This window comes from Chryseobacterium wanjuense (assembly GCF_900111495.1).
GTDB classification, from domain to species: domain Bacteria; phylum Bacteroidota; class Bacteroidia; order Flavobacteriales; family Weeksellaceae; genus Chryseobacterium; species Chryseobacterium wanjuense.
In genome coordinates, this window is record NZ_FOIU01000002.1 from 787497 (window position 1) to 813789 (window position 26293).

The following is a 26293-nucleotide window of genomic DNA, read 5'->3' on the forward strand; positions in this document are numbered from 1 at the left end:
CAAAAGTACTTATTGATGATTACTTTTGCACAAAATTTTTTTGATGCAGAACAAATATCCACAGAAACCGGGACTAGATTTTATACTGAAGCAGGCATTTTTCTATTGGAACAAGACATTAATTTTTCAGTTGATGTTTTCCATCGTATATTTTGGAATCCTTTTAACGGTATTCTTTTTCTGTGATGCAAAATACGGAATCATGAGCCAGTATGTGGAAACGGCAAAATATGCAAAAGACGGGATCCAGGTTTACACGGCGGAAATTCAAAAAATGCTGGCAACGGAATCGTTTCAGAGTTTTTCTTTGTGGATGGTGGGAGCTACAATTTTTTTATATCCCCTGAATCTTGGTTTTTATCAGATTTACAGAAAATTTGATTTGGGTGAGAAACCTGCACTTGGTGATCTGTTTGTGGGATACAACGGAATTAATTTTTTTAAATATATCGGGTATTATATTTTCTGGTATTTTGTTTTTGCCTATACTTTTCAGACTATTATTCTCGGGGTCGTATGGGTTTGTATTACCGTATTTGTTGCGCCACTGATGTTTTTTATGGATAAAAGAATCTTTGAAGCTATTACTTTGAACTTTAAAGCTTTGAAAATGTATTTCATTGAAATTTTTGTTTGTGTGATTGTGGCTATTTTCTTTAAATATATTGGGTTTGCTTTATTTTTCATTGGCGGTCTGTTCACTTTTCCTTTTTGGAATGCGATGATTTATTCCCTGTATAAAACTATTTTTTCAGAGAAACGTTAAATTTCGGCAGGGTTTAATGTTTTCTTACTGAAAAAAAGTTAAATTTGGTAGAACAACATTAAAAAAATAGCACCATGTCAGAATTTAATGAATTTGACCAACAAGGTTCCGTACCTGAAAGAAATACGGGATCTATTATTTCTCATGCCTTCGAAATGTACAAAGGCGTTTTCCTGTATGCATTTGTAGCGATGATTATTTACCTAATTGGCGGATTTGTAATACAGGCTTTAACCGGTTTTAATTCCGCGGGATTCGCAGATGATATCAAAAGTAACGGCGGAGATTTTTCAGATTTCAATATCTGGGCGGCTCCCGGATTTACGTCATATATTTCTTTGTCGTGGCTTTTAGGGCTTTTACTGGCTCCGTTGTATGTAGGGTTGATCTTTATGGTGAATAAATACAACACGAAAAACCCGATTGAATTTTCTGATCTGTTTATTGGATATCGTCAGAATTTTGTTAATATTTTGATTTATAGTATTATTTCAGGGATTATTACTTCTGTAGCAGCATTTTTCTGTGTAATTCCGGTATTTTTTGTGTATCCTTTACTGATGTTGGGCTACCCGATCTTACTTTTCGAAAATGCGACGGCCATGGATGCTTTAGGAAAAACTTTTAATATTGCTAAAGAAAATTACGGAACATTTTTAGGAACGACAGTTTTAGGAATTTTAATTTCTTTTGCGGGAGTTATCCTGTGCGGATTTGGGATCATTCTTACGGCTCCGTTTATCATGGTCGTGATGTATTCTCTATATTGTGCCTTCCTGGGAAAACCAAGACAAATAACGTTTAACAAATAATGAATAAAGATCAGCAAATAAGCAGTGTTAAAATAAAGCAGGTATTTTTACTTGTTATTATCCTGGTGTTGACGGGCTTAATCTGTTTTAATCTTGCACTTTTTATACCATCCGTTTTAGGAGCAATCACAATCTATGTCGTTTGCCGGAAGTATAATTTTTATCTGCAGGAAGAAAAGAAATGGAAACCATGGGCTTCGTCACTCTTATTAATGCTTGCGAGTTTGATTATCATTATTCTTCCGATTTATTTTATCGGAGATCTTTTAATTGAAAAACTGGGAAACGCACAGGTTTATATGACCAAATTCAATGTGTTTCTGGAAAAAATACATTCTTATATTTATTCTAAAACAGGGTTTGATATTTTGAGTCAGGAAAACATGACCAAGTTAAAGAATTCTGTAGGACAGGTCTCAACAAAGGCACTTAGCAGTACTTTTAATACACTTACTGTAATTATTTCCATGTATTTTATTCTCTATTTTATGCTGGAAAAGCCACGATTTTTTGAAAGAATCTTGGTATCCTCCGCGCCTTTAAAAAGAGCCAATGTTTCTTTGATCGGAGAGAAAATGAGAAAATTAATAATGGCCAATGCGATCGGAATTCCCGTTGTCGCTTTGGGACAAGGTCTTGTCGCTTTGATAGGATATTTTATTTTTGGCGCACCAAGCCCGGTTCTACTGTTTGCGTTAACGGCGGCCGCATCTATGATTCCTGTCGTAGGATCAGCGCTTGTGTATGCTCCTGTTTGCATTTATATGATTGCGGAAGGTGATACAGGACATGGTCTCGGACTGGCGGCTTATTGTATATTTGTAGTGGGATTAACGGATAATCTTCTACGTTTTACCCTTCTTAAAAAACTGGAAGACGTACATCCTTTAAATACTGTTTTCGGGATTATTATGGGAATGAATTTATTCGGCTTTATGGGGCTTATTTTTGGTCCGATTCTGATTTCTCTTACACTTCTTTTGATTCAGGTCTACAGAAATGAATTTGCCGATGATGATACTCCACCCGAACTGAAATTACCGGACAGTGATGGTGATTTGGAACAAAAAATTGATTTAATAGTATAAAATGGAAGACGGAATAAACCCAGAAATATTAAAAGAAATCTGTGTTGTAAAAATGCCTTTCGGGAAGTATGAAGGGACTGTACTGGCAGATCTTCCGATAAGTTACCTGGAATGGTTTTACCGAAAAGGGATGCCAAAAGGGAAATTGGGAATGCAGTTATCAACGATTTACGAAATAAAATTAAATGGATTGATGGATCTGCTAATTCCGATTCGGGGAGGGGTCGTAAATTATGAAAAGCCCAAAACAAAGATTTACAAATTTTAGTATAACATTTCGGCGGCCTTGTCAAAGACAAGGCCGCCGAAATTATTTTAATCTTTAATTTTAAATAAAAAAACTAACCAACTCAAAATTTTAACCATGAAAAACTTAATGATTCCAAGGCTTTACTGTCCTTTTGATTCTGAAATCAATCCACATGTGGAAGCTTTAAAAAAAAGTTCGGATCAATGGGTAATTAATTTTGAACTTTTCTCTAAAGAAGGCATAGTGAAATACCATAGTGATAATTATAGTTATTTTACGGCAAGATTTTACCCCAGAACAGATTATCATCGGTTATCGGTAGCGAATGATTTAATTACTCTTTTATTTATGGTTGATGATCTTATTGATAGTCCTTTTATTCAATCGAGGTTGGAGAAAGAGACCGCTTTAAGGAAATTTATTGAAAGGTTTTTAGTAATTATTAAACAGAAAGAAGAGCCAGGTTTCATAGATGAAAACCCGATTTTTTCAGCTTTAAAAGATGTTTGGACACGGCTTACAGCAATAGCGGATGCGGCATGGCTGGCTTCATTTGTTAAAGAAATCGAACGTGTCTTTGCTGCAGCTGTTCTGGAGTATCAAAATTCGGAAAGCAAAAAATTGCCAACAACAGAAACTTATCTGGAAAAAAGAAGATATATGGGAGCCGCCAATATCACACTTTCTCTCATTCAGCCAATTGAAAAGGTTTATTTACCTGACTTTGTTACATTGAATGACAAGGTTCAGGAGCTTGAGAAAGCTGCATGTAACGCTATTTGTATTTCGAACGACCTTTTTTCGTTAAGTAAAGAACAAATGTTGGGTGATGAACATAATCTTCCTTCAATAATAAAAAACGAAAAAAATATTACTTTGGAAGAAGCTATTTTGCTTACAGCTGAAATTCATGATGCAGAAGTGAAAAAGTTTATAGCACTATCCGACGAACTTCCATTTTTCGATGAGGAAATCAATAGTAAATTAAAATATTATGTCAATATTTTAGAGCTTCAAATGGCAGGAAACTTTGTCTGGAGCGAATTTGAAACTGAACGTTATCTATTTGTTTATAGTGATGATTATAAAAGAATTAAAATAGAAAATTAAAGCAAATAAAAATTGCAATCTATTTTAGGTAGACTGCAATTGTATTTTTAGAATTTTCTATGCATCAAGCTTTTCTGGAATACCATTCCAAAGCATTTTGATAAAAAATATGATCTAATTCATTGGTAGAGAAATTGTCGGTAATTAGCTGCACATCCTTTTCTGAGAAAGGAATTTTCGCGCGTGTTGATGGTAAATCCGTCCCGAACATCAATGCTTTCGGATTGATCTCATAAATCTTTTTCATCACAGGAATCGGATTAAAATCAATTCTTCCAAATCCGGTTGCCTTTACCTTTATCCCTTTTTCTACCCAGAAATATAGGTCTTCAAGCCCGTTCTCCGAGAGGCCTAGATGATCAATCGAAAATTTAGGAATATTCTGTAAAACAGATTTTAAGTCTTTTAAATCGTTACTGTCAATATACAGCTCGGTATGCCATCCAAATTTATCAAAAAGAATGTTGGAAAGCTTTTCTATATGCTCTATTTTTTCAGAGCCGCCTCTTTTAACATTAAAACGAACAGCAACGACATTCGCATCGTTCAGTACTTCGAGTTCCTTGTCTGTAATGCTGGCCGGAATGTTTGCAACGCCGAAAAAATTATTTCCTAATGTTTTAAGAGCATCCATCAAATATTCCTGGTCAAAAGCCTGGAAAGAGCCTGAAACAACCGCTCCTCCTTGAATATTATATTTTTTGGTAGTGTTGATGTAATCTTCAACTGTAAACTCAGGAGGAAGATAACCGTTGTTCTCTACAAGAGGGAATTTCGGATTGATAATGTGGAAATGGGAATCAAATATTTTCATTATTTATGTTTAAAACCCAAATATACAATTTCCGAAATATTTCCTGAAATTTTTTTAAACTTTAAACTATTTAGGTTCCCAAAGCTCAATTTTATTTCCTTCAAGATCAAGGATGTGAATGAATTTTCCGAAATCATATTCTGCAATTTCGTCTAAAATTTCAACACCTTCTTTTTTTAATTCTGTTACTAAGGCTTCCAGGTCTGCAACGGTATAATTAATCATAAACTCCCTTGTAGAAGGCTCAAAATATTTTGTCGTTTCAGGAGACGGGCTCCACGTCAGAGAACCTTTCGGGCTAGATTCTGCCATTTCTTTCCAGTCGAAAGTGGCTCCGTATTCATTGACGTCAATGCCAAGATGTGTTTTATACCATTCTTTTAATGCTTTCGGATCTGCACATTTGAAGAAAATTCCTCCGATTCCTGTTACTCTTTTCATTTTAGTTTTTATTGAATTAATATTAAATAGTGAGGCTTCTGCGGCCTCGTCGAAGACGAGGCCGCAGAAGCCCTAGAATTATCCTTTTAAAGCAGAAATTTCATCCCTCAATTTTGCAGCTTTTATAAAATCGAGATTCTTTGCAGCGGCTTCCATTTCCTTTTGCTTTTGGGCAATTACTTTTTCGATATCCTCACTGGAGTAATTGGCTTTTGCCTCGGCAACTTTTTGTAAAATTTCCTTCTGGGTATATTTTTCATCAGGGAAATCTTTGGTTCTTCCGACCAGACTTTCAGAAATTTTTTTATTTAAAGCCTGAGGAACTTTTCCATGTTCTTCGTTGTATTTTATCTGTTTGGCGCGACGATATTCTGTTTCATCGAGGGTTGCCTGCATCGATTTTGTGATTCTATCGGCATACATGATGGCTTTTCCGTTAATGTTTCTTGCCGCACGACCAACCGTCTGAATCATTGATCTTCTGCTTCTTAGCATCCCTTCCTTATCGGCGTCGAGAATGGCAACCAAAGAAACTTCCGGTAAATCCAATCCCTCTCTTAATAAGTTGACACCAATTAAAACATCAAAAAGACCGAGACGCAAATCCTGCATGATCTGAATACGTTCCAGTGTTTCTACATCCGAATGGATATATCTTGTTCTGATCCCGAATTTTGTGAAATATTTTGTAAGCTCTTCCGCCATTTTTTTTGTCAGGGTCGTGACCAAAACCCTTTCATCTGCATCAGATCTTTTGTGAATTTCTTCCATTAAATCATCAATCTGATTCAAAGTCGGTCTTATCTCGATAACCGGATCCAGAAGCCCGGTTGGACGAATGATCTGTTCAATATAACTTCCGCCCGTTTTCTCCATTTCGTAATCGGCAGGTGTTGCAGAAACATAAATTACCTGATTCTGCATGGCTTCAAATTCTTCAAATTTCAAGGGTCTGTTGTCCATAGCAGCAGGAAGCCGGAATCCGTATTCCACCAGAGATTCTTTTCTGCTTCGGTCGCCTCCGTACATCGCATGAACCTGTGGAACGGTAACGTGACTTTCGTCAATTACCATTAAAAAATCTTTCGGAAAATAATCAATTAAACAGAAAGGTCTGCTTCCCGGTAATCTTCCGTCTAAGTATCTCGAATAGTTCTCAATTCCCGAACAGTAACCGAGTTCTTTGATCATTTCCAGATCAAGCTCTGTTCTTTCCTGTAATCTTTTGGCTTCCAGTGGTTTTTCGATTGAATTAAAGAAATCCACCTGTTTTACCATATCATCCTGAATTTCTCTGATGGCGCCGTTCAATGTTTCTTTTGAGGTAACGAAAAGGTTGGCCGGATAGATTTGAATTTGTTCAAAATTGGAAGTTACATTTCCTGAAACCGGATCAAAACTCTGAATTTTTTCAATTTCATCACCGAAAAACTGAATTCTCACCGCATTATCTGCATAAGCGGGGAAAATATCAATCACGTCTCCCTTTACCCGGAATGTTCCTCTTTGAAATTCATTTAAAGTTCTGGCATATAGTGCATTAACTAAAGAATGCAGAAGCGCAGTTCTGGTTACTTTTTCGCCAATTCCAACTGAAATTAATGATTTATGAAATTCTGTCGGGTTTCCGATACCGTAAATACATGAAACTGAGGCTACAATCAAAACGTCTCTTCTTCCGGAAAGTAAACTTGCCGTTGCAGAAAGCCTGAGTTTTTCAACTTCTTCGTTGATGCTGAGATCTTTTTCAATATAAGTTCCGGTGGTAGCGATGTAGGCTTCCGGCTGGTAATAGTCGTAATAACTTACAAAGTATTCTACTGCATTTTCCGGAAAAAATTCTTTAAACTCCATGAAAAGCTGAGCCGCCAAAGTTTTATTATGAGCCAAAACCAATGTCGGCTTTTGAACATTCTGGATAACATTGGCTACGGTAAAGGTTTTTCCGGATCCCGTTACCCCCAACAAGGTTTGATATTTTTCCCCGATTTCAATCCCTTCGGTAAGCTTTTCAATAGCTTGAGGCTGATCTCCGGTTGGTTTATATTCTGATTGAAGTTTGAATTCCATAGAAAAAAGTGATGTTATATAAACAAAAGTACGAAAGAAATTTCTGACATCGACAGGATTTAACTTACCAAATTCTCAGTTAATGTTTTTAATTGATTTTTAGATTATTAAAATATTTTGATTCTATTTTCCGGATAAATCTTCTTAAATAAAACTTTTTGATTTGTTTTAAAGAAAATATGAGTTTTTAATTTTGATTAATTAATAATTATAATTGCCCTTTTTTGTTAATGTTGTATTTTATTTGCTGGTTTTTGAATTATATTTGTCTTTTAATCTTAAAATAGCAATATGAAGCAAAATCTATTTTCTATAATTTTTTTAAGTCTTTTTATTTCATTATTCGGAAAGAATAATGTTGGAAATCCTTTACCACCGAGCGTTGTTACGGTCTATCAGGATGCTGTTTTTTATGATATGTATGCGGCGACAGTCAATCAACCTTTACCGACAGATGCGGTTCGTCTTAGCAACAGCACCTACACCAAGAAAATGACGGATGCCCAGTTAGATTCTTTTGGAAATCAGGTGACCATGAATGTTACAATTGGCGCTTTGTGTGATAATTATGACCGTCTTGCCCACGTTTTACTGGCATTGGTGCCGAAAGGGGCAAGTTCTTATGATACGAATTTGGTTAAAAAACTGGAAATAGGAAGGTTTGTCACACCATTTATGAATAAAAATATTTCGCCGACAAGTGTTCCCTACACTTTTCAGGTTGATAATCTGGGTGCGATTTTTAAAGATATGAATTTGCGCAGCCAGTATGATTTCTGGATAGAATTTACGGTTTTAGGAGTTCCTTACGCTGCTCAGACGCAGGTTTCCGGATGTGCAGGAAGAATTGATACTTTCAAAGGAACTTTAAGTTTTACTACAGATAATAATTCTTCAATTCCACCGGTGAATAATTTTCTTCTCACGATGGCTGCATTAAAAAGTTTTAATAACTATAATGCCACAGATGAGCCGGGAACCACTTTAAGAATGCTGAATTTTACATTACCGAATACCGTTAATAATGCCAGTTTTTATTTAATTACTTCCAATCACGGAGCCAATTCAGGAGGTGAAGAGTATGTACGAAGACAACATTACGTTTACCTGAATGATGTTCAGATTTTCACTTACAAGCCGGGAGGGATTTCATGTGAACCGTTCCGTCAGTACAATACTCAGGGAAATGGAATTTATGGCAGTTCTCCACAATCTACATCTTGGTGGACTTCCTGGAACAACTGGTGTCCCGGAAATTCTGTCCCGATCAGAAAAATAAGTGTTGGTAATCTGGAGCCGGGTCTGCATACTTTCACCATTACTGTTCCGGATGCGCAGTTTGTGGGGCAACAGGGAGATTTTCCTTTGTCAGTATATCTTCAGGGAGAAGCGTCCAATGTTTTAGGCGTTAAAGAAATGACGGTAACCGACGTGAAAATTTATCCAAATCCTGCTTCCAATTTTATTAAAATTTCAAGTACCAAAAAGATTCGGGAAACGGAGATGTATTCTGTAGACGGAAGACTGGTGAAAACTTTTAAAGGTGGAGAATCGGATATCAGTGAACTTCAGACGGGAACCTATATTTTGAAGGTGACCTTTGAAGACGGAATTTCTTTTAAACATAAAATAATTAAAAAATAAATAAAATAAAAGCACTACATTTTTAGTGCTTTTTTTGTGGCATTATTTTTCCATTCAACTTTTAAACCATCAAATCGTAATATTATGAGATTCAATAGATTTTATATTCCTGTTGTAGGTCTGTTTTTAGTTTTGTCTTGTGAGAAGAACAATGCCAATGCACAAGTTGGTAATGACGGAAGCGTAGAAACAAAAGAACCTAATTCTAATTATAAGCCGGCTTTTGCAGGGCAGACGAGAATCAAGGCTGTAAAAACAACAACACCTTACAATGTAGAAATTTTAAGTAAAGATCTAGGAAAACCGTGGGGAATTATCAACTTACCCGACGGAAGATTTTTAATTACCGATAAAAGAGGCTACATGAATGTCGTATCTGCAGACGGAAAACAAATTTCTAAAATTGAAGGCTTTCCTAAAGTAGATTCAAAAGGGCAGGGCGGAATGCTGGATGTAGCGCTTGATCCGGATTTTAAGGCCAATAATATTATTTATTTCAGTTTTTCAGAGCCGTTTGGAAAAGGAAATCTGACTTCCGTGGCAAAAGGAAAATTAGCTCCGGATTTAAAAAATATTTCAGAGGTGAAAGTGATCTTCCGGGCAGAACCTTCCTATGACGGCGACAAGCATTACGGAAGCAGACTTGCTTTTGACAAAGACGGAAATTTATTTGTAAGCACGGGAGAAAGGTCTGATAAGGTCACTAGAGTGTATGCCCAGAAAACAGATAATTATTTAGGTAAAATTTTAAAAATAACCAAAGACGGAAAGCCTGCTCCCGGAAACCCATTTATAGGAAAAGCGGGATATAAACCCGAAATTTATGCCTATGGAGTAAGAAATCCCCAAGGAATGGCCATTGACCCGAACGGAAATCTTTGGGATGTGGAAATGGGACCGAGAGGTGGAGATGAAATTAATCTCATCCAGCCCGGAAAAAACTACGGCTGGGGAGATGTGACTTACGGAATTGAATATTCCGGGGAAAAAATAAACAACGGAACAACGCAAAAAACAGGAACAGAACAGCCTGTCTATTATTGGGATCCTGTGATCTCGCCAAGCGGAGTGACCTTCTATACCGGAAATATCGATGAATGGAAAGGAAATCTGATGATCGGCTGTCTGAGCGGAGAGCACATCAACCGGATTGTCATGAAAGACAATAAAGTAGTCGGCGAAGAACGATTGCTGGAAGACCAGAAAGAAAGATTCCGTGATGTGTTGAACGGACAGGATGGAAATCTGTATGCCGTGACCGACAGCGGAAAGCTGTATAAAGTTTCTAAGAAATAATTTATTATCAATTATTTAAACGCAAAGTTTTTATACTTCTTTTTTAATAAATTGAGTGAGCTAAGATACAATCAACAAAGCTGATTTGATGAAGCGACTGCTTAATCAGGAAAATTTATTTTCCATCTCTTTGCTCCCTTAAAAATTATTAAAAAAGAAGGTTAAAAAACTTTGCGTTAATAACAAAACACTTCTCTTTTAATTAAAATTTAAAATTAAATCTCGCAAAAACCTGTCTTCCCGCAAAACCCATCTGTACAGGATCAAAAATTCCTCCGGATTCTGTATTCCCATCGGAAACGTGAGCTTTTTGTAAGGTCGGATAGCGGTTGAATAAATTTTTACTTCCAATCGTTAAACTAAGACCTTTGGTAAATTCGTAACCGAAAGAAAGATCTGCCGTTACTTTAGGATTGTAAATCTGGAAATCATCTGCGCCGCCGTATCCCAGCAATGTAACTTTATCAAATCTTACCAACTGAAGATTGGCGTTGAATTTATTGATTTTATAGTTGAGGTTTAAATTAATCTTTGTTTTAGGAGCAGAAGCTAAAATAAATCCTCTTTCTCTCGGACTTAAATAAATTTCTTCTTTCCCTTTCAGCTTTTCGGAAGTGTGAACGGCGGTAATTTCCATGTCGTTATAATTTCCGGCCAATGTCGCGGTCAGCTTTCCTTTTCCGATGTTTTCATTATAACTTAAAATAACGTCAACACCTTTTGTTCTGGTATCAATCGCGTTTGAAAAAAATTGCGCCTGATCGATGTAGGGATAATCTGCCTGAACGTCAGCGGGAAGGTCATCTCTTGAAAAATTCCCTGTCAGTACAATTCTGTCTTTTACTCTGATGTAATATCCATCGACTGTTGCGGTGAATTTTCTGGTATTAAAGGTAAATCCTGCACTTCCGTTTAAAGAAGTTTCCTGCTTTAGTTGCGGAATACCAACTCTTCTTGCTAAATCACTATCATTGGATGCTAATTGAATAGTTACCAAATCTCCGCCTTGAAAATTGGTGAACTGCAAACTATAATATTTCTGAGCCAGAGAAGGCGCCCGGAAACCGGTAGAAACCGAACCTCTGAAGGCAAACTGCGGAGTAAAGTTGTATCGTGTGGCAAATTTCCCGTTGATTGTACTTCCAAAATCGTTGTAATTTTCAAATCTTCCGGCGATACTGATCATCCATTTTTTAGTGATATCAAGTTCGGTATCAATGTAGGCGGCTAAATTATTTCTGCTTTTATCGACTTGCTGAGAGTATCCCGGAAAACCTTGAGAACCACCCGGTCTTACATCTCCAGTTAATGGATTTATTACCAATAAACTTGGATCTGTACTGGCTGTTACAACATTTCCGTTTACATCGTACATTGTGTAAGAACCTTCTTCTCCTTTAATAATTTCAAATTTTTCATATCTGAATTCGGATCCGAAAGCAATATTTAACCCTTCCAGAACTTCAAATTGTTTTGATGCATTAAAACCTGTTGTGTTTTGCAGCAAAGAATGTCCGCCGGCATTGAAGCTTGTCGGTGAATTTACTCCAAGCGTTGCATTGATCGTATTGTTGATCTGATACGTAAATCTATTGCTTCCAAAAACATTATAAAAATCGACATCCCAGTCTGCAACCTTAAATTTTAAACCATTATCGAAAGTAAAATCGGTAATGCTGGTATCCTGAAGAGGATTAAAACCATTAGGATAAACTTCAGGAATATTTCCATCTGCATCTGCGCTTCTCGTCCACGCATAAGCGTTTGTATTTCTGTGAGAAAAGCCCTGTCTGGAATACAATTTCAGATTATCCGACAAAGGCACTTCAATATTTCCGAAAAAATAAAAATTCTGTGATTTTGCATCGCCAAAACGTTGTCTGGGAGCTTCATACATCTCAGGATTGGCATTTCTGATGGAATAATCTTTATTAACGAATTCTACGGTAAAATTTCCAAAACCCCCTTTTGAACCTATTTTTGTTCCTAAATTTCCGCTGAAATCAAAGGTAATTCCATCGATTTTGTGGTCGGAAACCACATCTTTATTTCCTGGACTTTTAAATACATTCATTCCATAGAAAGCATTTCCTTCGAAGCCTGAATTTCTGTCGTTTAAAACAACATTAATAACCCCTGCAATCGCGTCCGAACCGTATTGTGCAGAAGCGCCGTCGCGGAGCACTTCAATTCTTTTTATGGCTGCAATGGGAATGGTATTCATGTCGGAGCCGGTATTTCCCCGTCCTTTTGTTCCGAAAAGATTGATTAACGAAGATTGGTGATATCTTTTTCCGTTTAATAACAATAAGGTCTGATCAGGGCCAAGACCTCTCAAAGTTGCAGGATCTACCGCATCTGCTCCATCCGAACCGGATTGTTTATTGGAATTAAAAGAAGGCGCTGAAAACTGCAAAAGCTGGTTCACTTCTACCTGGCCTGTCGATTGGCTTACTTGTTTGATGTCGATAACATCAATGGGAACGGGTGTATCGACAACGGTTCTTTTTTTATTTCTGCTTCCCGTAATAGCAACTTCTTCAATCTTATTTTCATTGGAAATCGTATCTTTTGTTTCCTGTGAATACAAAATTGAAGAAGAGCTGAGGAAGATTACACTTAGGTATTTAATCTTCATATATTATTTGATATTTAAGTTGGTGATTAGATCAAAAATATTAAATTTTATTTCTAAATCCTTAATAAAAATCACATTTATTTATCAAATAATAATAAAATTAAATGTAAAGCATAATTTTTGTAAAATTTTAATTATAAATTAAATATGGTAAAATATTTTTAACTAAAAGCTATTGATAATTCTGTGCAATCCTTCAGTAAGCAACTCCTGAGAAGTCGAAAAACAGATTCGGATGTGTCCTTCCGCACCTTTTCCGAACCATCTCTCAGAACCCGGAACAATGGCAACTTTTCCTTTTTGTAAAACATGCTGAGCAAATTCTTCACTCGACAGTCCGTTTTCAATTTTAGGAAAAATTACAAATGTTGCTTCAGGTAAATTAGGCGTTAAAATTCCTGAATTACTTAACATGCTGTGGGCGAGATCCCTGTTGTGCTGTAAATGAGTCAGGAAATCATTGAACCAAGGTTTTGCTTTGTCAATGGCCACGCTCGCGGCGATCTGAGACAAGGTAGAAACCCCTTCAATCGTAGAATTGAAATTAGATTTTTCAGTAAAATCATCCAAAAGTTCCTGGTCATTACACAAAACAGCACCGATTCTTAACCCGGCAATTCCAAAAGATTTGGAAAAACCGAACACGGTGAAACTTTTCTTCTTTGCTTCCTCAGAAACCGAAGAATAGGTGTTGAATTCCTTTTTGTCGTAAACAATATCGCTCCAGATTTCGTCACTCATTACCCAAAGATCATGAGCTGCCGCAATTTCGGAGATTTTCTTTAAAATTTCTTTAGAATATACTCTTCCTACGGGATTGTGCGGGTTGCAAACGCTGATCAGTTTGGTTTTAGGAGAAATTAATGAAACCAGCATTTCAAAATCGATATCTCCGGTTTTTGAATCTACGGCACACAATTTTATGTTTCCGCCAACGGCTTCTACCGTTTTCTTGAATAAGAAATCAACCGGATCAAAAATAATGGCTTCATCCCCTGGATTTAAAACATATTTGGCGATTAAAAACATACCTTGAGCGGCACTGTTCACAGCCAATACATTTTCAGGAGTAAAGTTTCCTTTTTTTTCTGTATTAAAATGTTCTGCAACACTTTTTTTAAACTCAGGAATACCGGAAAACGGGCCGTAGCTCAGGTAGCCGTCTTTGATGTATTCTATAATTCCCTGCTCGATCTCAGAAGACATTCTGAAATCCGGATCAGCGGCTGTTAAAGGGATGATTCCGTCTTCCAGGGTTGCCCATCTGCCGTTGTAGGCTTTTCTTTTCAGGGCTTCGAAATTAATATTAGTATTTGTAAACATTTTATTTATAAGAAATTGGTAAGGTATTTTTCGGTTGTTCGCTCAGGGGTAAAAGGAATTGCTCTAATAAAGCTCTTCCGTTTTTGATGTGGATCTCGATCTCAGGTTTTCTTTCCTCTTCATATTTTTCAAAGGTTTCCTGAAGGTCGTTGCCTTCCAACAAAAGATTGGTTAAAGTAAAAGAATCTTTCAGGGCAGAAGTAACACCCTGGCTTGTAAATGGAATCAAAGGATGCGCTGCATCGCCTATGAATACTATGTTTTCGTGATGAAAAGGGTTTAATTTTTCCAATTCGTACACTCGCCAGATATGAGCATTTTCGTAGCTTGACCCTTCAATGATAGAAGAAATCAACGGATTCCAGTTACCAAAATTATCTAGCATAAATTGTCTGATACAATCCGGCGTATAATCTTCATTAATAAAGAATTTGGTGATGTCAAACTGACAATACCAAAGGATTTTTGAAGACGAAAGCTTGAGGACTCCAAAAGTAAGACCGCCGTTTTCGTGATGGAATTTCAGAAAATTGCTTTCGATCTGGCTCGCAAGTTCTTCATTTTCGATAATATTTACCACTTCATTTTCCAGCACAGCTTTCATGATTTCGTCCTGGAAAATATTTCGTCTGATTCTGCTTCTCGATCCGTCTGAAGCGATCACAACGTCTGCATCGAGCGTATTCCCGTCAAGACTGATGTCGGCTTTTCCGTTTGAAAAACCATTGAAATTAACAGTTTTTTCGTAAGAAATTTTTTCTGCAGGAACCCCTTGAGCTAAAATTTCTATTAATGCACTTCTGGAAACCACAAAAACATCATCCAGGTCTTTTTCGGAAATTACTTCGCCGTTTTGGCTGTAATGAATATATTTTTTCAGGAAACTCCCTTTTTCGTAAAGATCATCAATATTAATGATGCTAGAAAGGTGCTTGATTCCTTCTTTGGGAAGAATAAATCCGTGTCCTTTCAGGTCGTTTTGAGTTCTTCTTTCGTAGATGTGGTAGGCGATATTATTTTTTTCCAAATAATTGGCCATACTCAATCCGGAAACTCCTGCTCCTATGATTGCAACTTTGCTCATCCTCTTTGTTTAAATCGTATTATTATTAGTTTGTTGAATTAATAAATCCAATAAAGTAGTTTTTTTCAAATGGAATAATATATATGTAACGGAATCCAAAACGTAAAATTTTGGGCTTAACATAATATTTAAATTATTAAGAATCAATAATATCCGAATGGGGTTGTTATTGTATTGAAAGAATGAAAATTATTCCGGTGCTTTGAAAATATTATCATCGGAATGGAATCCGGCAACACCTCCACTTACCGCAAATTTCATTGCAGAAGCAGCAGTCATACCCACTACAGGTTTGATGTTTTTCTCTTCCGTCACGATCACCCAGCCCGAGATGGCATAGGAATGAGGAAGATATACGGCTACGTAATTGTGCTTTTCAACGTCGGCCATCTCCTTTTGAGTTAAAAATCCGATTCTCCAAATTTCGGGATTTTCATTGGTTTTCACCCAAACAGGATCATTAAATTTTTTCTTATCACCCACAAATGAGGACATTACGTCTTTTGTAGGCGTATAAATATGTTTTACTCCGGGTGTTTTTTCCAATAAACTGTCCATGGTATCGAAGAAGAATCTTCCAACTACAAATTTATTTCCTAAAAACCCTAAAAGTGCTGTAATTAAAATAGTTGAGATAAAAACCAATCCCGGTATTTCCTTGGCAACAGACGGAATAATATTGTCAATGGAGGTAATAATATACCAAATTACAAAAAGTGTAAGCCCGATCGGACCAATAATAACCAACCCCTGAAAAAAGTTTTTCAGAAAAAAATTAGCGATATTTTCAAAAGTCAGTTTTTTCACTGTGTATTTCCGTTGTTTTTATCCGTGTATTGTTTCTCCTTTTCCGTAAGACTGGATGATTTTGGCTTCGTATTCCAGCCATTCTTCCCATCTTGCATTTACTTTTTCGGGATTTCCCAATTGTCTTGCAAAACTGATGAAAGTGGTGTAATGATTGGCTTCGGAAATCATTAATTCTCTATAGAAATTCTTTAATTCTTCATCTTTAATGTTTTCGGTAAGCACTTTGAATCTCTCGCAGCTTCTTGCTTCGATCATGGCTGCAAAAAGCATTTTATCAACAATAAGATCATCTCTGTTGCCTCCTTTCTGGATGAAATTTACCAATTCGTTGACATAATCATCCTTTCTTGTTCGCCCAAAAGTGTATCCTCTTTTCTTGATAATCTCATGCACCTGCTTAAAATGTTCAAGCTCCTCCTGCGCGATGGCAAGAAGCTCTGTCACGATTTCCGGATATTCGGGAAGCATGGTAATCAATCCGATAGCATTGGTAGCGGCTTTTTGCTCGCACCACGCGTGATCCGTTAAAATTTCTTCAATGTTTCCCTCTGCAATATTTGCCCACCTCGGATCGGTAGGAAGTTTCAACTTGAACATGACTTAAAATTTTTTGTAAAATTAAAATAATTTGCGATATGATAGAAGTTTTATTTATGTTTAAAATTTTGCTTTAAAATGCAATTTCTATTAAAACTTTCCAAAAAGCTGGTATTTTTTTTGATATTACTATTATAACCAATTAAAAATATTAACAATGGAACCAATTAAAACGCTTACAACTAAAGTGACTATTTTCTTATCACTTGCTTTCACGATGCTTTCATCTCTATTAGTTTTTGCTCAGGATACAACAGGTGGAGTTGTTACTAAAGAAAACAGCACAAAAACCACCACCACAACAGAATGGTACGCAGATCCGATGTATATTATTGGTGGAGCCATTATTCTCATCATTATTATTGCATTAATAGTGAGAGGCGGAAAAAAAGATTAACAACCTTACTTTGCAGCGGTTTTTATCCTCAGGAACTCCAAGATTTTCCAACCTAAAGTGTCGATTTTCTTCAATCCTCCTGAGATGATAAAAGCCAGAATGATATTAATGATATAAATTAAAATCATTAAAATCCACCAGGACATTTTCTCTTTCAACGGAACGACTAAAAAATAGACCAGAGAAGAGCTGATCCCTTGTGCGAAGTAGAAAAATATGGCGTTTTTCCCAATGTAGGTGACGAAATTTTCTTTTGTAACCTTTAATCTGTTGTAAAAAACGAAAAGGGTGACCAATGAAAACAAAGACCAGATAATATAAGGAACCTTCGGCGGGAATTTGTTTTTATTGATTTTATAAAATATTTCGCTTCCATAATACCAGAACATCCAGATCAGGGCTGCTGCGACGATTCCGTAAAGCAGAGGAATTATTTTTGCCGGAATAGTCTTGCCACGCATTTTATTGGCAATTAAAAATAAGGATAAATAAAAAGCAACATACCCAACCTGTCCTGTGGGATAAATTTCCGGGAAGATGTTGAATATGAGAGTCAATGCAAGGCAAATTCCAATAAACCAATTGATGTGTTTTGGGAAAAATCTTAAAATTAAAACTCCGAAAACGGTTAATATAAAATATACTTTCAAATACCAGAAACTCCCCATTACCACAGGAAAAGTATCTGCGTTGGTATATTGATGCAGGTACCAATTTCCTAAATTTTGCCATTGAGGGACACTGGAAATACCTACGGTAGTATATTTTGAACCAAAAGTTGAATAAAAACGTTGCAGCCACTCCAGAGAGAAAAAGCTGAGTCCGAGAACTTTAAAGAAATAATCAAGAAAAAACAGAAAAGTCACAAAAATCATATAGGTGATCTGCAGCTTTAAAAGTCTGTAAAAGGTCTTCTCAATATTGGAACCGGATGTAATTCCGCTCAGGGCATAGAATAGAGCAACATCAAAAACCAAAGAAAATACCCTTACCTCTGCCGGAATATAAAATTGTCCCGACCAGAAAGCCGTGTGTATGAATATGATGGAAAGTGTTGCCAGTCCTTTTGCGAAATCAATATAAAGGTCTCTCTTCATTATTTGGAATATGTTTCAAAAATAAGAAATAAATTGATTGGAAGCTGGGAGATGGATGCTGGAAGTTTTTAAAATCATTTTAATATTTTCACAGTCATTCACTTCCAGCATCCTGCTTCCATCTTCCATACTATAAAATTAATAAAAAGAGGTAAGACAAATCGCTTACCTCATTCTTAAATATGATAGAAATGAATGCTATTATTTAAGCTGTTTAAACTCTTCTGCAGAAATTTCCCCGTTCTGGATTTTTTTCAGTTCATCGATGTACTGACTCATATAAGCGTCAATTTCAGGATATTGAGAGTTTTTTCCCATTTTGTAAGTTCCGTTCAACACTCCCTGATAATAATAGAAGAAATTGTAATCAAATGCAGATGCGGAAAGATCATACTGACCTAATAAAAATCCTAAACGCACTGCAGACCTTCTTTGTGGAGGCGTTCCGTGATGTCCCGGACTTGTAGTCTGATAATCTCCGATGCTTTGGGCAAATTCATACGCGGCAGCAATTTGTGCAAAGCTAGATTGATTGTACCCATTCGGTCTTCTCAGATAATATCCTGCAAAACCGTCTGCTTCCAGTTCGTTTGGTCTTGCAGTCGATTCACTTACAGAAGGTAATCCGAAAATGTACTGCAGCTGATGTCCGTATTCGTGAGCAAGAATCATGGCATTAACGATATCTCCGCCTTTGCTTTTTGCATCATAATAAATGGCATAACCGTAATAAATTTTCCCTGTAGAATACGAAATCGCATTGTACGTAGAGTTGAAATTCGATGGATCGTTCACAAATCTCAGGGTAGGATTGCTTCTTCCCCACAGGCTTGCAATTTTCGTCATTTGAGAGTTCATAAAATTGGTGTCTGTGGAATTTTGTAAAGAAGTCGTTAAAACTGAGCTTGAACTCCAGTACTGATCTACGTAATAACAGACTTTTTCCAGCGCATTCGGCTGATCGATTTTTGCGTTTTCCGTTTGCTGTTCTGGCAGTGCCGGATTTTCCATAGAATCGTCATTACATGCTGATAATGAGAATACAGCAAGTGCTCCCGCTAGTAAGGGGAATTTAAAGTTTACTTTCATATTAAATATTTTTAGGTGAAAACGAAGATAGAAAATTCCGGCAGAAATATTATCACTTTGTGGTGAAAAATTATTCAAGACATAGTTAAAATTTTAATATTAAAAAAACAGGGGTTTGATTGTAAGCTAATTAGAAAATAATTCTTATATTTGCACCTCGAAATAACTAAAAATTTATAAACAATGTTTGCAATTGTAGAAATAGCAGGGCTTCAATATAAAGTTGAGCAAGACCAGAAGTTGTTTGTAAACCGTTTATCAGGAGACAAAGGAGGAAAAGTTTCTTTCGACAAAGTTCTTCTTACTGTAAACGGAGCAATCACTGTAGGCGCCCCAGCTGTAAACGGAATCACTGTGGAAGCAGAGATCCTAGACCACGTAAAAGCTGATAAAGTAATCGTTTTCAAAAAGAAAAGAAGAAAAGGTTACAAAGTAAAAAATGGTCACAGACAATCTTTGACTCAAATTCAGATCACTGGTATTACCGGTTTTGAAGGAGCTCCAAAGAAAGCGGCTAAAAAAGAAACTGCTAAGGCAGAAATTCTTTCAGACAACGAAACGGTAAACTTCGGAGAAGATCACGAATTGAACTATCACTTGAAGAAAAACGGATTGTCTCAGTCTAAAGAAAACAGAGAAGCTTTAGTAGCTCTTGGAAAAGAAGTTAAAGCAGAATTAGGAAAAGATGTTCTTACTCACGCAGATGTAGATGCTGCTATCGTAAAGAATGTTGAAAATTTCAAAGCGTTAAATAAATAATAATCCACTTATAAAATGGCACACAAGAAAGGAGTTGGTAGCTCCAAAAACGGTAGAGAATCTCACTCTAAAAGATTAGGTGTGAAGATTTTCGGAGGACAAGAGGCTATTGCTGGAAATATTCTTGTTAGACAAAGAGGTACTCAGCACCACCCAGGTGAAAACGTGGGAATCGGTAAAGATCACACTTTGTTTGCATTAGTAGACGGTAAAGTAGTTTTTAGAAAAAAAGCAAACAACAGATCTTTCGTATCTGTAGAACCGAACGCATAATTAAGCGTTTTATAAAAATTAAATCCTCAGCATTTTTGTTGAGGATTTTTTATGTTTAATTCTCAATATTCCAGATCTCAATTTTGGAGTCTTTTTGTCCGATCTATATGGGATAATATTCTTAAATTTTCATCGTTTAATTAAAACATCAAATCAAAAATTAATTATTATGAAAAATTTAAAGAAAATCGGAAGAGATGAGCTTAAAAATGTAATGGGAGGAGTAGCTCCTGAAAAAGGATGTTTGCCATGTAATATCTATTGTAGCATTCCTGAGGGAGAAAGGCCTCCTTGTAATATTGTATACATTGTAGCGCACTGCAACGGATGCAAAGATTATCCGTCAGAATCTTAATTAAAAAAAATCTCCTTCATTGCGAAGGAGATTTTATATTTTAGAACCCAACCTGGAATCCGGCTTTGATCCCGAATTTCGAAATATCCGGTCTGTCGAGATAATTTCCGCGCCAGTTGAAGTCTACCCTGAAAATTCTAAGGTTTCCAAAACCGATGTTTTCAATTCCCACCCCGTATTCATAATAGATATGTTCGCTCGGTGCAGAATATTTAAATCCTTCTACATTAATCGCTTTTGAAGCGTCACTCAAAGTTCCGTAAGCCCCTCTGATGAATGCGACTTCCCTTAATTTTAATTTCTTAATTAACGGAATATAAGAAAGAATTTTTCCATTAAAATGGTGCTCCAAATGAAGCGTTGTATACGTATCTGCTACAAATTCATAATAATTAAGCTGTGCAAAAGTATTGGCCGCCAAACTGTAAGACTGGTTACCCGGAATAACATTCTGCAATGCCAAAGGAACTGTGTCGAAGTTTTTCCCGGCTTCAAAATTAATCAAAGTTTTACCCCAGCTTCCAATCAGGATGGGTTTGTAGAACATGAACTGCAGTTTATTATAATTAAAATCCGACCCGAAAAGCCCCTGAATACCTCTTGTGTATTTTAAAACAATCGTCGGAGCCAGTGTTCCATGCTCATATCTGTCGATACCGGTTTGCGAGAATTTTGCTCCAGGTCTTGCGATCAAACTTACGGTAACGTGCGAATCGTTCGCTGTTTTTCTCAACTGACCGTCTTTGTAGTACATTAAGTTAAACCCTTCCGGATTGGCAGATGTAATGCTCTGCATCGTGCCATCTACTCTGATCTGGAAGTTTTTCCAAGGTTCGATAGACGTAAATATGTTGGTCTGATTTACAGAACTCAAAGAAGCGTTTTCTCCTCTTGCGAAAATCGTTGAAGAGGCAAAGGTTCTGGCCATAATTCCGTCATCATTGGTCAATTGAACACCCAATTGAAGGATGTCCCTTCTCGTTCCGGCGCCCACTGTAAAGCGGTTGACCCTGTTGAACATGAATCTTCCTTCTGCACCATATTTTACCTGATGATCTTTAAAACCGTAAGCTGTGTAAAACTGAACTCTCCAAGGGTCATTTCTTGTAAAATAGGTTCTTGCTCCCAACCGGATTCTGTCTCCTTCCACTTCATTTTTGCCGTAAATAGAGAAAATAGGCCCTAAATCAATACCTTTTACCACATTATAATATCCTGAACCCAACGTTTCATATAGTTTTACAATTCGGTTGAATTTCGGGGTTTGCTGCAATTTATCGAGCATATCATAAACGCCCTGCTCGGTTTTTGATAAAGAATCCGGTCTTGCTTTTGTCCAAAAGGCATCATCCTTATCGACAAATTTATCATCATATTCTTCTTCCTGTCTCTTGAAAACTTTGTCTTCCAGAGGTTTATTAAAATCATATTCCGAATAATCGACGGATCTTTTAGCAATAATACTTTTTGAGGTTTTCTTTTTTGAGAAAGGCGTCATTTCAATCTCCGTCACGAATTTTCTTGGCAGGAAAGTCTTTTCATCAGGATTGTCATATTCCAGTTCTGTTGAAATAGAATTAATGAAATTGACATTGATTTTCTGTGTAGATTTTAAAGTAGCTCCTAAAACGGCATAAGTATCCGTATCAATATAAAGATATCCCTGAAATGCCAGAACTTCAGTTCTTTTCGGCTGATAACGGATTTTGTAAGCCTGTTCTCCGCGTACCGAAATGGTATCAAGCAAATTATAATCATAAGTGCTGAAACCTGTTTCTCCTACGGGACTCGGGAATCCGATGTCAAAATAATTCAAAGTATTATCGTAAATATTGATGTCGCGATAAAGGTTTTTGGCCGTTAAAGTAATAATCTGATTATCCTGGAAACCCGATGTTTTTTGGGCTATTAAAAGTCTCTTTGTTTTTTTTGATGGCCTGTTTTCACCGTAATTTTCATAGATTGCTTCGTTTAAGAAAATGGGAAGCCCAATTTTTCCGGCAGCCGTGGAATCTTTATATTCAAAAATAAATTCAAGCTTGTTGAAGATTTTTTTCTTCATGAAAGCGCTGTCCAGATTATTCGCATCAAACTGAATTTTTTCGTATTCTTTGTAAGTATAGGTGTCGAATTTATCCAGTCCGTTGTTTCTTTTTCTTTTCCAGACTTCCTGCATGATGGCGTAGGCAGGATTTTCTTTTTTATTTTTATACTTAGGTTTTTCGTTATGGATTACTACCTCCTGAATATTACTTTCTTTTTCCTGGGAAAGCTGTACGAAAATATTGGGAGCATTTTCAGGGGTGACATCTACTGTTTCTAAAGCGTAATTTTTCCTTAAAAATTTTAATTTATAAATAATACTGTCGGACTGTACCATAAAGTTGCCCGAAGTCGTCGTCAAAACAGGTTTATTATTTTCATTGATAAAAACATCGACCCCGCTGACTTCCTTATTGGTTTTCGCATCAACGATTCTCCCTTTCGCTGAATTTTGGGCGCAAACAAGTTCAACAAAAAAGATCAAAAAAAAGAGCGGGTAATATTTGGAGTTATTAATTAACATTCGTATTTCTTCAAGCATTAGCATAAACAAAAAGTATGCAGTTTATATCAAAAGATTAAATTTTTTAAAAGTTTTTATAAATAAATACAAAACTGCAAATGTAACAAAAATAACACCATCATTTTGACGGTGTTATAGATAATTTTTTGTTAAAATAATAAAATTTTAAATAAACTATTTTTGAAGTTCAACAAAGATATATCCTAAGGCTCCAAAACCCATACTGTCTCCATCTGCGACATGTACATTTACTCTATAGAAAGTTCTATCCGTATAAGAGAAAAAGTTGAATTGTGCATGTCCGTCCTGAACACAATTTAACGGAATTCCCGCGATATCTGCGAAAGTAGTAGTGACCGTTAATGGAGTCGTGTTCACGAAGCCGGATCCACTCTGTGCAGTTGTAAACATGGCATGTTGCACACCCAAATTATTGACACCGGTTGTAGACCTCACCTGAACAAAAGTATTTGTGTTTGTACATGTTGTTAAGGGATACCTAAACTGTAATGATCCGATTGTAACTAAAGAATTGGTTGCAGAGTTTGCATCAATTGAAAAAGATTTAAAAGTTGTAGTAAGCGGTGCTATATTTTGTATAACAACGTTTCCCGAAGCATCCACTCCTAATGCCGCAGCATTAGCAGTTGTAGGTGTTGTATTATTAATATTGGTGAATTTCAATCCTGATATTCCTGTTGTACCGGAAGCGATTTCCACTTTAGCAGTAGGGTTGGAGGTTCCGAGACCTATATTCCCTTTAGGATTTGCCAATGTACCATTAACATTTGTACCGAAAATAATATTTCCAATATTCATTTGATCATTACCCGCCGGATTTGGCAGTCCTGTATTCATCCCTAGCAATATGTTTCTGCTTCCGGTACTGATTTGGGAGTTAGTTCCTCCTGCATTACTATCAAATCCTGCCTGATAGCCTATTCCAATATTCTCGATACCCGTTGTGGCTGTACGCAAAGCATCACGTCCAAAAGCTGTATTAAATCCGCCTGTCGTATCTTGTAGAGCCTGAAAGCCAACAGCAGTATTGTTTTGCCCTGAAATATTTTGACGAAGTGCTGATACGCCTACTGCAGTATTAGAAACCCCAATTGTATTACTGAGGAGAGCTTGATATCCTATCGCAGTATTAAGATTTCCTGAAGTATTAGCGCCCAGAGAGCTCAATCCAAACGCAGAATTAAAAGTTCCAGTAGTAGTTAGGCCAAGAGAACTTCCTCCAAATGCCGAATTTCCAAGATTTGGAACAGCATTATATGGAAGTGAACCAGTTCCATAAGCAACAGAAAAATTGGGTGCAGTTCCTATAAAACCGGAATTAATATTATTTGTCTTAAACAATAAGGGTTGATTATCCCTAGTACCAATAAAATTAGTTGCAGGACTTGTACCTGTATTTCCTGTGGTTCTCCAGTCATTATTGGATGGGGTTGTTATCAGGGCAACCCATTTTGTGCCGTCGAAATGATAAAATCCCACCGATGTTACATCTATTGTTGTTCCTGCTGCAGTTCCCGTAGAAATATCATTGATGTAAATAAGCGTGGAAGTAGGAACGGCAGACATATTTTGCGCTCTCAGTCTGTCAACTCTGGGGATGACAACTCCGTCAACTGTGGTGGCAGTTCCGGTTGGATCTTTTGCTGTAATATCTAAAGTAGAGGTTGGTGTTGGAGTGTTAATTCCTATTTGTGCAGAATAAGCAAGTGGAACCAATGCAATTGATAAGAGAATTTTTTTCATAATTGTTTGATTTTTAGGGTTAATTCGTACCTAATTTACAAAGAATTAAGAGAATAATTCAACGCGGAATGAATTTTTAAGTGTAAAGGGCTTTAAATAAGGGAGAAATAATAAATTAAATTTTATTAATATCATTACATAAAAAAAGACTTACATTTCTGTAAGTCTTTTTTGGCTCCTCCTGCTGGGCTCGAACCAGCGACCCTCTGATTAACAGTCAGATGCTCTAACCAACTGAGCTAAGGAGGAATTTTCCTTTGTTTTTCGTGTTGCAAATATAATATGAATATTGATATGACGCAAGTGTTTAAAGCAAATTATAGCGAAAAAATGAATTTTTATTCACAAGCTTTTATTTTATTTATGGAAATAAAAAGGTCAACGTTTTTATCTGTCTATTTTTCAGTATTTTGAAAAATGACCTTTAAAGATGAAACGAGAAATAAAATTTCGCAAATTGGCTCTAAAAAAATTACAACTTATATTTTTCTCTTTCTAAACAGGAAAGACAACCAGCTGAAAAGTCTCTTCTTTATAATTAAATGGCTTTAAAGCTGTCATTCCTAATCCTTCGATATGCACGGCAAGCGAGTGCGGATTTTTATCATTAATAAAAGCCGTTCCTAAGTCATACTCTTTTTCCGTAAAATCTTTCACTGCTGTAAATAATTTTTTTAAAATGCCTTTTCCTCTCCATCTGGAATTTATCAAAACAGGGCCGTAGATGAAAACTCGGTAATCAGTTAATTTTTTATCATTAAATATTTGGTTGGGAAAACTTTCATACATTGCTTTTACAACGGGATGAACCGGAGCCGGATTGGTCGTTGCAAGACACACAAAACCTGCAAGCTCATCATTTTCAACAGCAACTAATACGCCCAGGTTTTTATTAATTCCATCCAAGGTCTGTTCTGTCATGCTGGAAACTACAAATCCCTGTTTTCTTTCCTCTTCAGTCAATTGATCCGGAGTATTGGCGTTTTGTAAATCGATAATTGCGGGATAATCTTTCGGCTCGGCTTGCCTTACGATAATTGAACTCATGTTTTTATTTGAAAGATATTATTTTCTATTGTTTTAAAGAAATTATTTATATAGAATAAGAATGCATAAAAAAAGACCTACATTTCTGTAAGTCTTTTTGGCTCCTCCTGCTGGGCTCGAACCAGCGACCCTCTGATTAACAGTCAGATGCTCTAACCAACTGAGCTAAGGAGGAATGTCCTTCGTTTTTAGTGGTGCAAATA

The 26293-nt window shown here is 36.4% G+C and carries 24 protein-coding genes and 2 tRNA genes; 11 read left to right on the forward strand and 15 right to left on the reverse strand.

Annotated features, from left to right (window positions below; genetic code table 11):
• Positions 1–43 precede the first annotated feature (43 nt).
• From BMX24_RS15385 to BMX24_RS15405, 5 genes are all read left to right on the forward strand, one after another.
• Positions 44–766 carry a hypothetical protein gene (locus BMX24_RS15385; RefSeq protein WP_089794238.1) on the forward strand — a complete coding sequence of 241 codons (723 nt, stop codon included), beginning with the start codon at positions 44–46 and terminating at the stop codon, positions 764–766.
• Positions 767–840: 74 nt separating this feature from the next.
• Positions 841–1578 carry a beta-carotene 15,15'-monooxygenase gene (locus BMX24_RS15390; protein ID WP_089794240.1) on the forward strand — a complete coding sequence of 246 codons (738 nt, stop codon included), beginning with the start codon at positions 841–843 and terminating at the stop codon, positions 1576–1578.
• Entirely contained in the window at positions 1578–2666 is a 1089-nt protein-coding gene (locus BMX24_RS15395; protein WP_089794242.1) for an AI-2E family transporter, read from the forward strand. The genes BMX24_RS15390 and BMX24_RS15395 overlap by 1 nt, the downstream gene beginning before the upstream one ends.
• Positions 2667–2679: 13 nt before the next feature.
• Positions 2680–2934, forward strand: coding sequence for a DUF3820 family protein (locus BMX24_RS15400; RefSeq protein WP_089794735.1), 255 nt, complete (start codon positions 2680–2682; stop codon positions 2932–2934).
• A gap of 96 nt (positions 2935–3030) precedes the next feature.
• Positions 3031–4026, forward strand: a complete 996-nt coding sequence (locus BMX24_RS15405) for a terpene synthase family protein (RefSeq protein WP_089794244.1) — start codon at positions 3031–3033, stop codon at positions 4024–4026.
• A 64-nt stretch (positions 4027–4090) separates the two neighbouring features.
• On the opposite strand, the gene BMX24_RS15410 is transcribed toward BMX24_RS15405, so the two are convergent.
• From BMX24_RS15410 to uvrB, 3 genes are all read right to left on the reverse strand, one after another.
• Entirely contained in the window at positions 4091–4840 is a 750-nt protein-coding gene (locus tag BMX24_RS15410; protein WP_089794246.1) for an amidohydrolase family protein, read from the reverse strand.
• 66 nt (positions 4841–4906) lie between these two features.
• Positions 4907–5281, reverse strand: a complete 375-nt coding sequence (locus BMX24_RS15415) for a VOC family protein (RefSeq protein ID WP_089794248.1) — start codon at positions 5279–5281, stop codon at positions 4907–4909.
• A gap of 78 nt (positions 5282–5359) precedes the next feature.
• The gene (gene uvrB, locus BMX24_RS15420; RefSeq protein WP_089794250.1) at positions 5360–7351 is read right to left on the reverse strand and encodes an excinuclease ABC subunit UvrB; all 1992 of its coding nucleotides are present in this window, start codon (positions 7349–7351) and stop codon (positions 5360–5362) included.
• A gap of 291 nt (positions 7352–7642) precedes the next feature.
• On the opposite strand from uvrB, the gene BMX24_RS15425 reads away from it, so the two are divergent.
• Both BMX24_RS15425 and BMX24_RS15430 read left to right on the forward strand, forming a co-directional pair.
• Positions 7643–8995, forward strand: coding sequence for a peptide-N-glycosidase F-related protein (locus BMX24_RS15425; protein ID WP_089794252.1), 1353 nt, complete (start codon positions 7643–7645; stop codon positions 8993–8995).
• A gap of 84 nt (positions 8996–9079) precedes the next feature.
• A complete protein-coding gene (locus BMX24_RS15430) occupies positions 9080–10291 on the forward strand; it encodes a PQQ-dependent sugar dehydrogenase (RefSeq protein WP_089794254.1) in 1212 nt (403 codons plus the stop codon).
• A gap of 202 nt (positions 10292–10493) precedes the next feature.
• On the opposite strand, the gene BMX24_RS15435 is transcribed toward BMX24_RS15430, so the two are convergent.
• From BMX24_RS15435 to miaE, 5 genes are all read right to left on the reverse strand, one after another.
• Entirely contained in the window at positions 10494–12929 is a 2436-nt protein-coding gene (locus BMX24_RS15435) for a TonB-dependent receptor plug domain-containing protein (protein WP_089794256.1), read from the reverse strand.
• A gap of 165 nt (positions 12930–13094) precedes the next feature.
• Positions 13095–14252 carry a pyridoxal phosphate-dependent aminotransferase gene (locus BMX24_RS15440; protein WP_089794258.1) on the reverse strand — a complete coding sequence of 386 codons (1158 nt, stop codon included), beginning with the start codon at positions 14250–14252 and terminating at the stop codon, positions 13095–13097.
• Between the two features lies 1 nt (position 14253).
• On the reverse strand, positions 14254–15336 hold the full coding sequence (locus BMX24_RS15445; protein WP_089794260.1) for an FAD-dependent oxidoreductase: 1083 nt from the start codon (positions 15334–15336) through the stop codon (positions 14254–14256).
• A gap of 189 nt (positions 15337–15525) precedes the next feature.
• Positions 15526–16143: a DUF502 domain-containing protein gene (locus BMX24_RS15450; protein ID WP_089794261.1), complete on the reverse strand. Its 618-nt coding sequence runs from the start codon at positions 16141–16143 to the stop codon at positions 15526–15528.
• Positions 16144–16161: 18 nt separating this feature from the next.
• On the reverse strand, positions 16162–16743 hold the full coding sequence (gene miaE / locus BMX24_RS15455; RefSeq protein ID WP_089794263.1) for a MiaE family protein: 582 nt from the start codon (positions 16741–16743) through the stop codon (positions 16162–16164).
• 157 nt (positions 16744–16900) lie between these two features.
• Between miaE and BMX24_RS15460 the strand changes: the two genes are divergently transcribed.
• Positions 16901–17140, forward strand: a complete 240-nt coding sequence (locus tag BMX24_RS15460) for a hypothetical protein (RefSeq protein ID WP_089794265.1) — start codon at positions 16901–16903, stop codon at positions 17138–17140.
• Positions 17141–17145: 5 nt separating this feature from the next.
• Here the strand turns inward: BMX24_RS15460 and BMX24_RS15465 are convergent, their stop codons facing one another.
• Together BMX24_RS15465 and BMX24_RS15470 are read right to left on the reverse strand one after the other, a co-directional pair.
• Complete coding sequence (locus tag BMX24_RS15465) at positions 17146–18237, reverse strand: acyltransferase family protein (RefSeq protein WP_089794267.1); 1092 nt, start codon at positions 18235–18237, stop codon at positions 17146–17148.
• A 201-nt stretch (positions 18238–18438) separates the two neighbouring features.
• Positions 18439–19326 (reverse strand): neutral zinc metallopeptidase, encoded by an 888-nt coding sequence (locus tag BMX24_RS15470; RefSeq protein WP_089794269.1) that lies wholly within the window; start codon positions 19324–19326, stop codon positions 18439–18441.
• A gap of 183 nt (positions 19327–19509) precedes the next feature.
• Here BMX24_RS15470 and rplU point away from each other — a divergent pair, with 183 nt between their 5' ends.
• The 3 genes from rplU (at position 19510) to BMX24_RS15485 (ending at position 20713) form a co-directional block, all read left to right on the forward strand.
• A complete protein-coding gene (rplU, locus tag BMX24_RS15475; RefSeq protein ID WP_089794271.1) occupies positions 19510–20085 on the forward strand; it encodes a 50S ribosomal protein L21 in 576 nt (191 codons plus the stop codon).
• 15 nt (positions 20086–20100) lie between these two features.
• A complete protein-coding gene (gene rpmA, locus BMX24_RS15480; RefSeq protein ID WP_089794273.1) occupies positions 20101–20358 on the forward strand; it encodes a 50S ribosomal protein L27 in 258 nt (85 codons plus the stop codon).
• A gap of 169 nt (positions 20359–20527) precedes the next feature.
• A complete protein-coding gene (locus BMX24_RS15485; protein ID WP_089794275.1) occupies positions 20528–20713 on the forward strand; it encodes a bacteriocin-like protein in 186 nt (61 codons plus the stop codon).
• 40 nt (positions 20714–20753) lie between these two features.
• Here BMX24_RS15485 and BMX24_RS15490 read toward each other — a convergent pair whose 3' ends face one another.
• From BMX24_RS15490 to BMX24_RS15510, 5 genes are all read right to left on the reverse strand, one after another.
• Positions 20754–23279, reverse strand: a complete 2526-nt coding sequence (locus BMX24_RS15490; protein ID WP_089794278.1) for a DUF5686 family protein — start codon at positions 23277–23279, stop codon at positions 20754–20756.
• 174 nt (positions 23280–23453) lie between these two features.
• Positions 23454–25043: a hypothetical protein gene (locus tag BMX24_RS15495; protein ID WP_089794280.1), complete on the reverse strand. Its 1590-nt coding sequence runs from the start codon at positions 25041–25043 to the stop codon at positions 23454–23456.
• A 172-nt stretch (positions 25044–25215) separates the two neighbouring features.
• Positions 25216–25292 (reverse strand) — tRNA-Asn (locus BMX24_RS15500).
• A gap of 246 nt (positions 25293–25538) precedes the next feature.
• Entirely contained in the window at positions 25539–26090 is a 552-nt protein-coding gene (locus tag BMX24_RS15505; protein ID WP_228404872.1) for a GNAT family N-acetyltransferase, read from the reverse strand.
• Between the two features lie 98 nt (positions 26091–26188).
• Positions 26189–26265, reverse strand: a tRNA-Asn gene (locus BMX24_RS15510).
• Between the last annotated feature and the right edge of the window lie 28 nt (positions 26266–26293).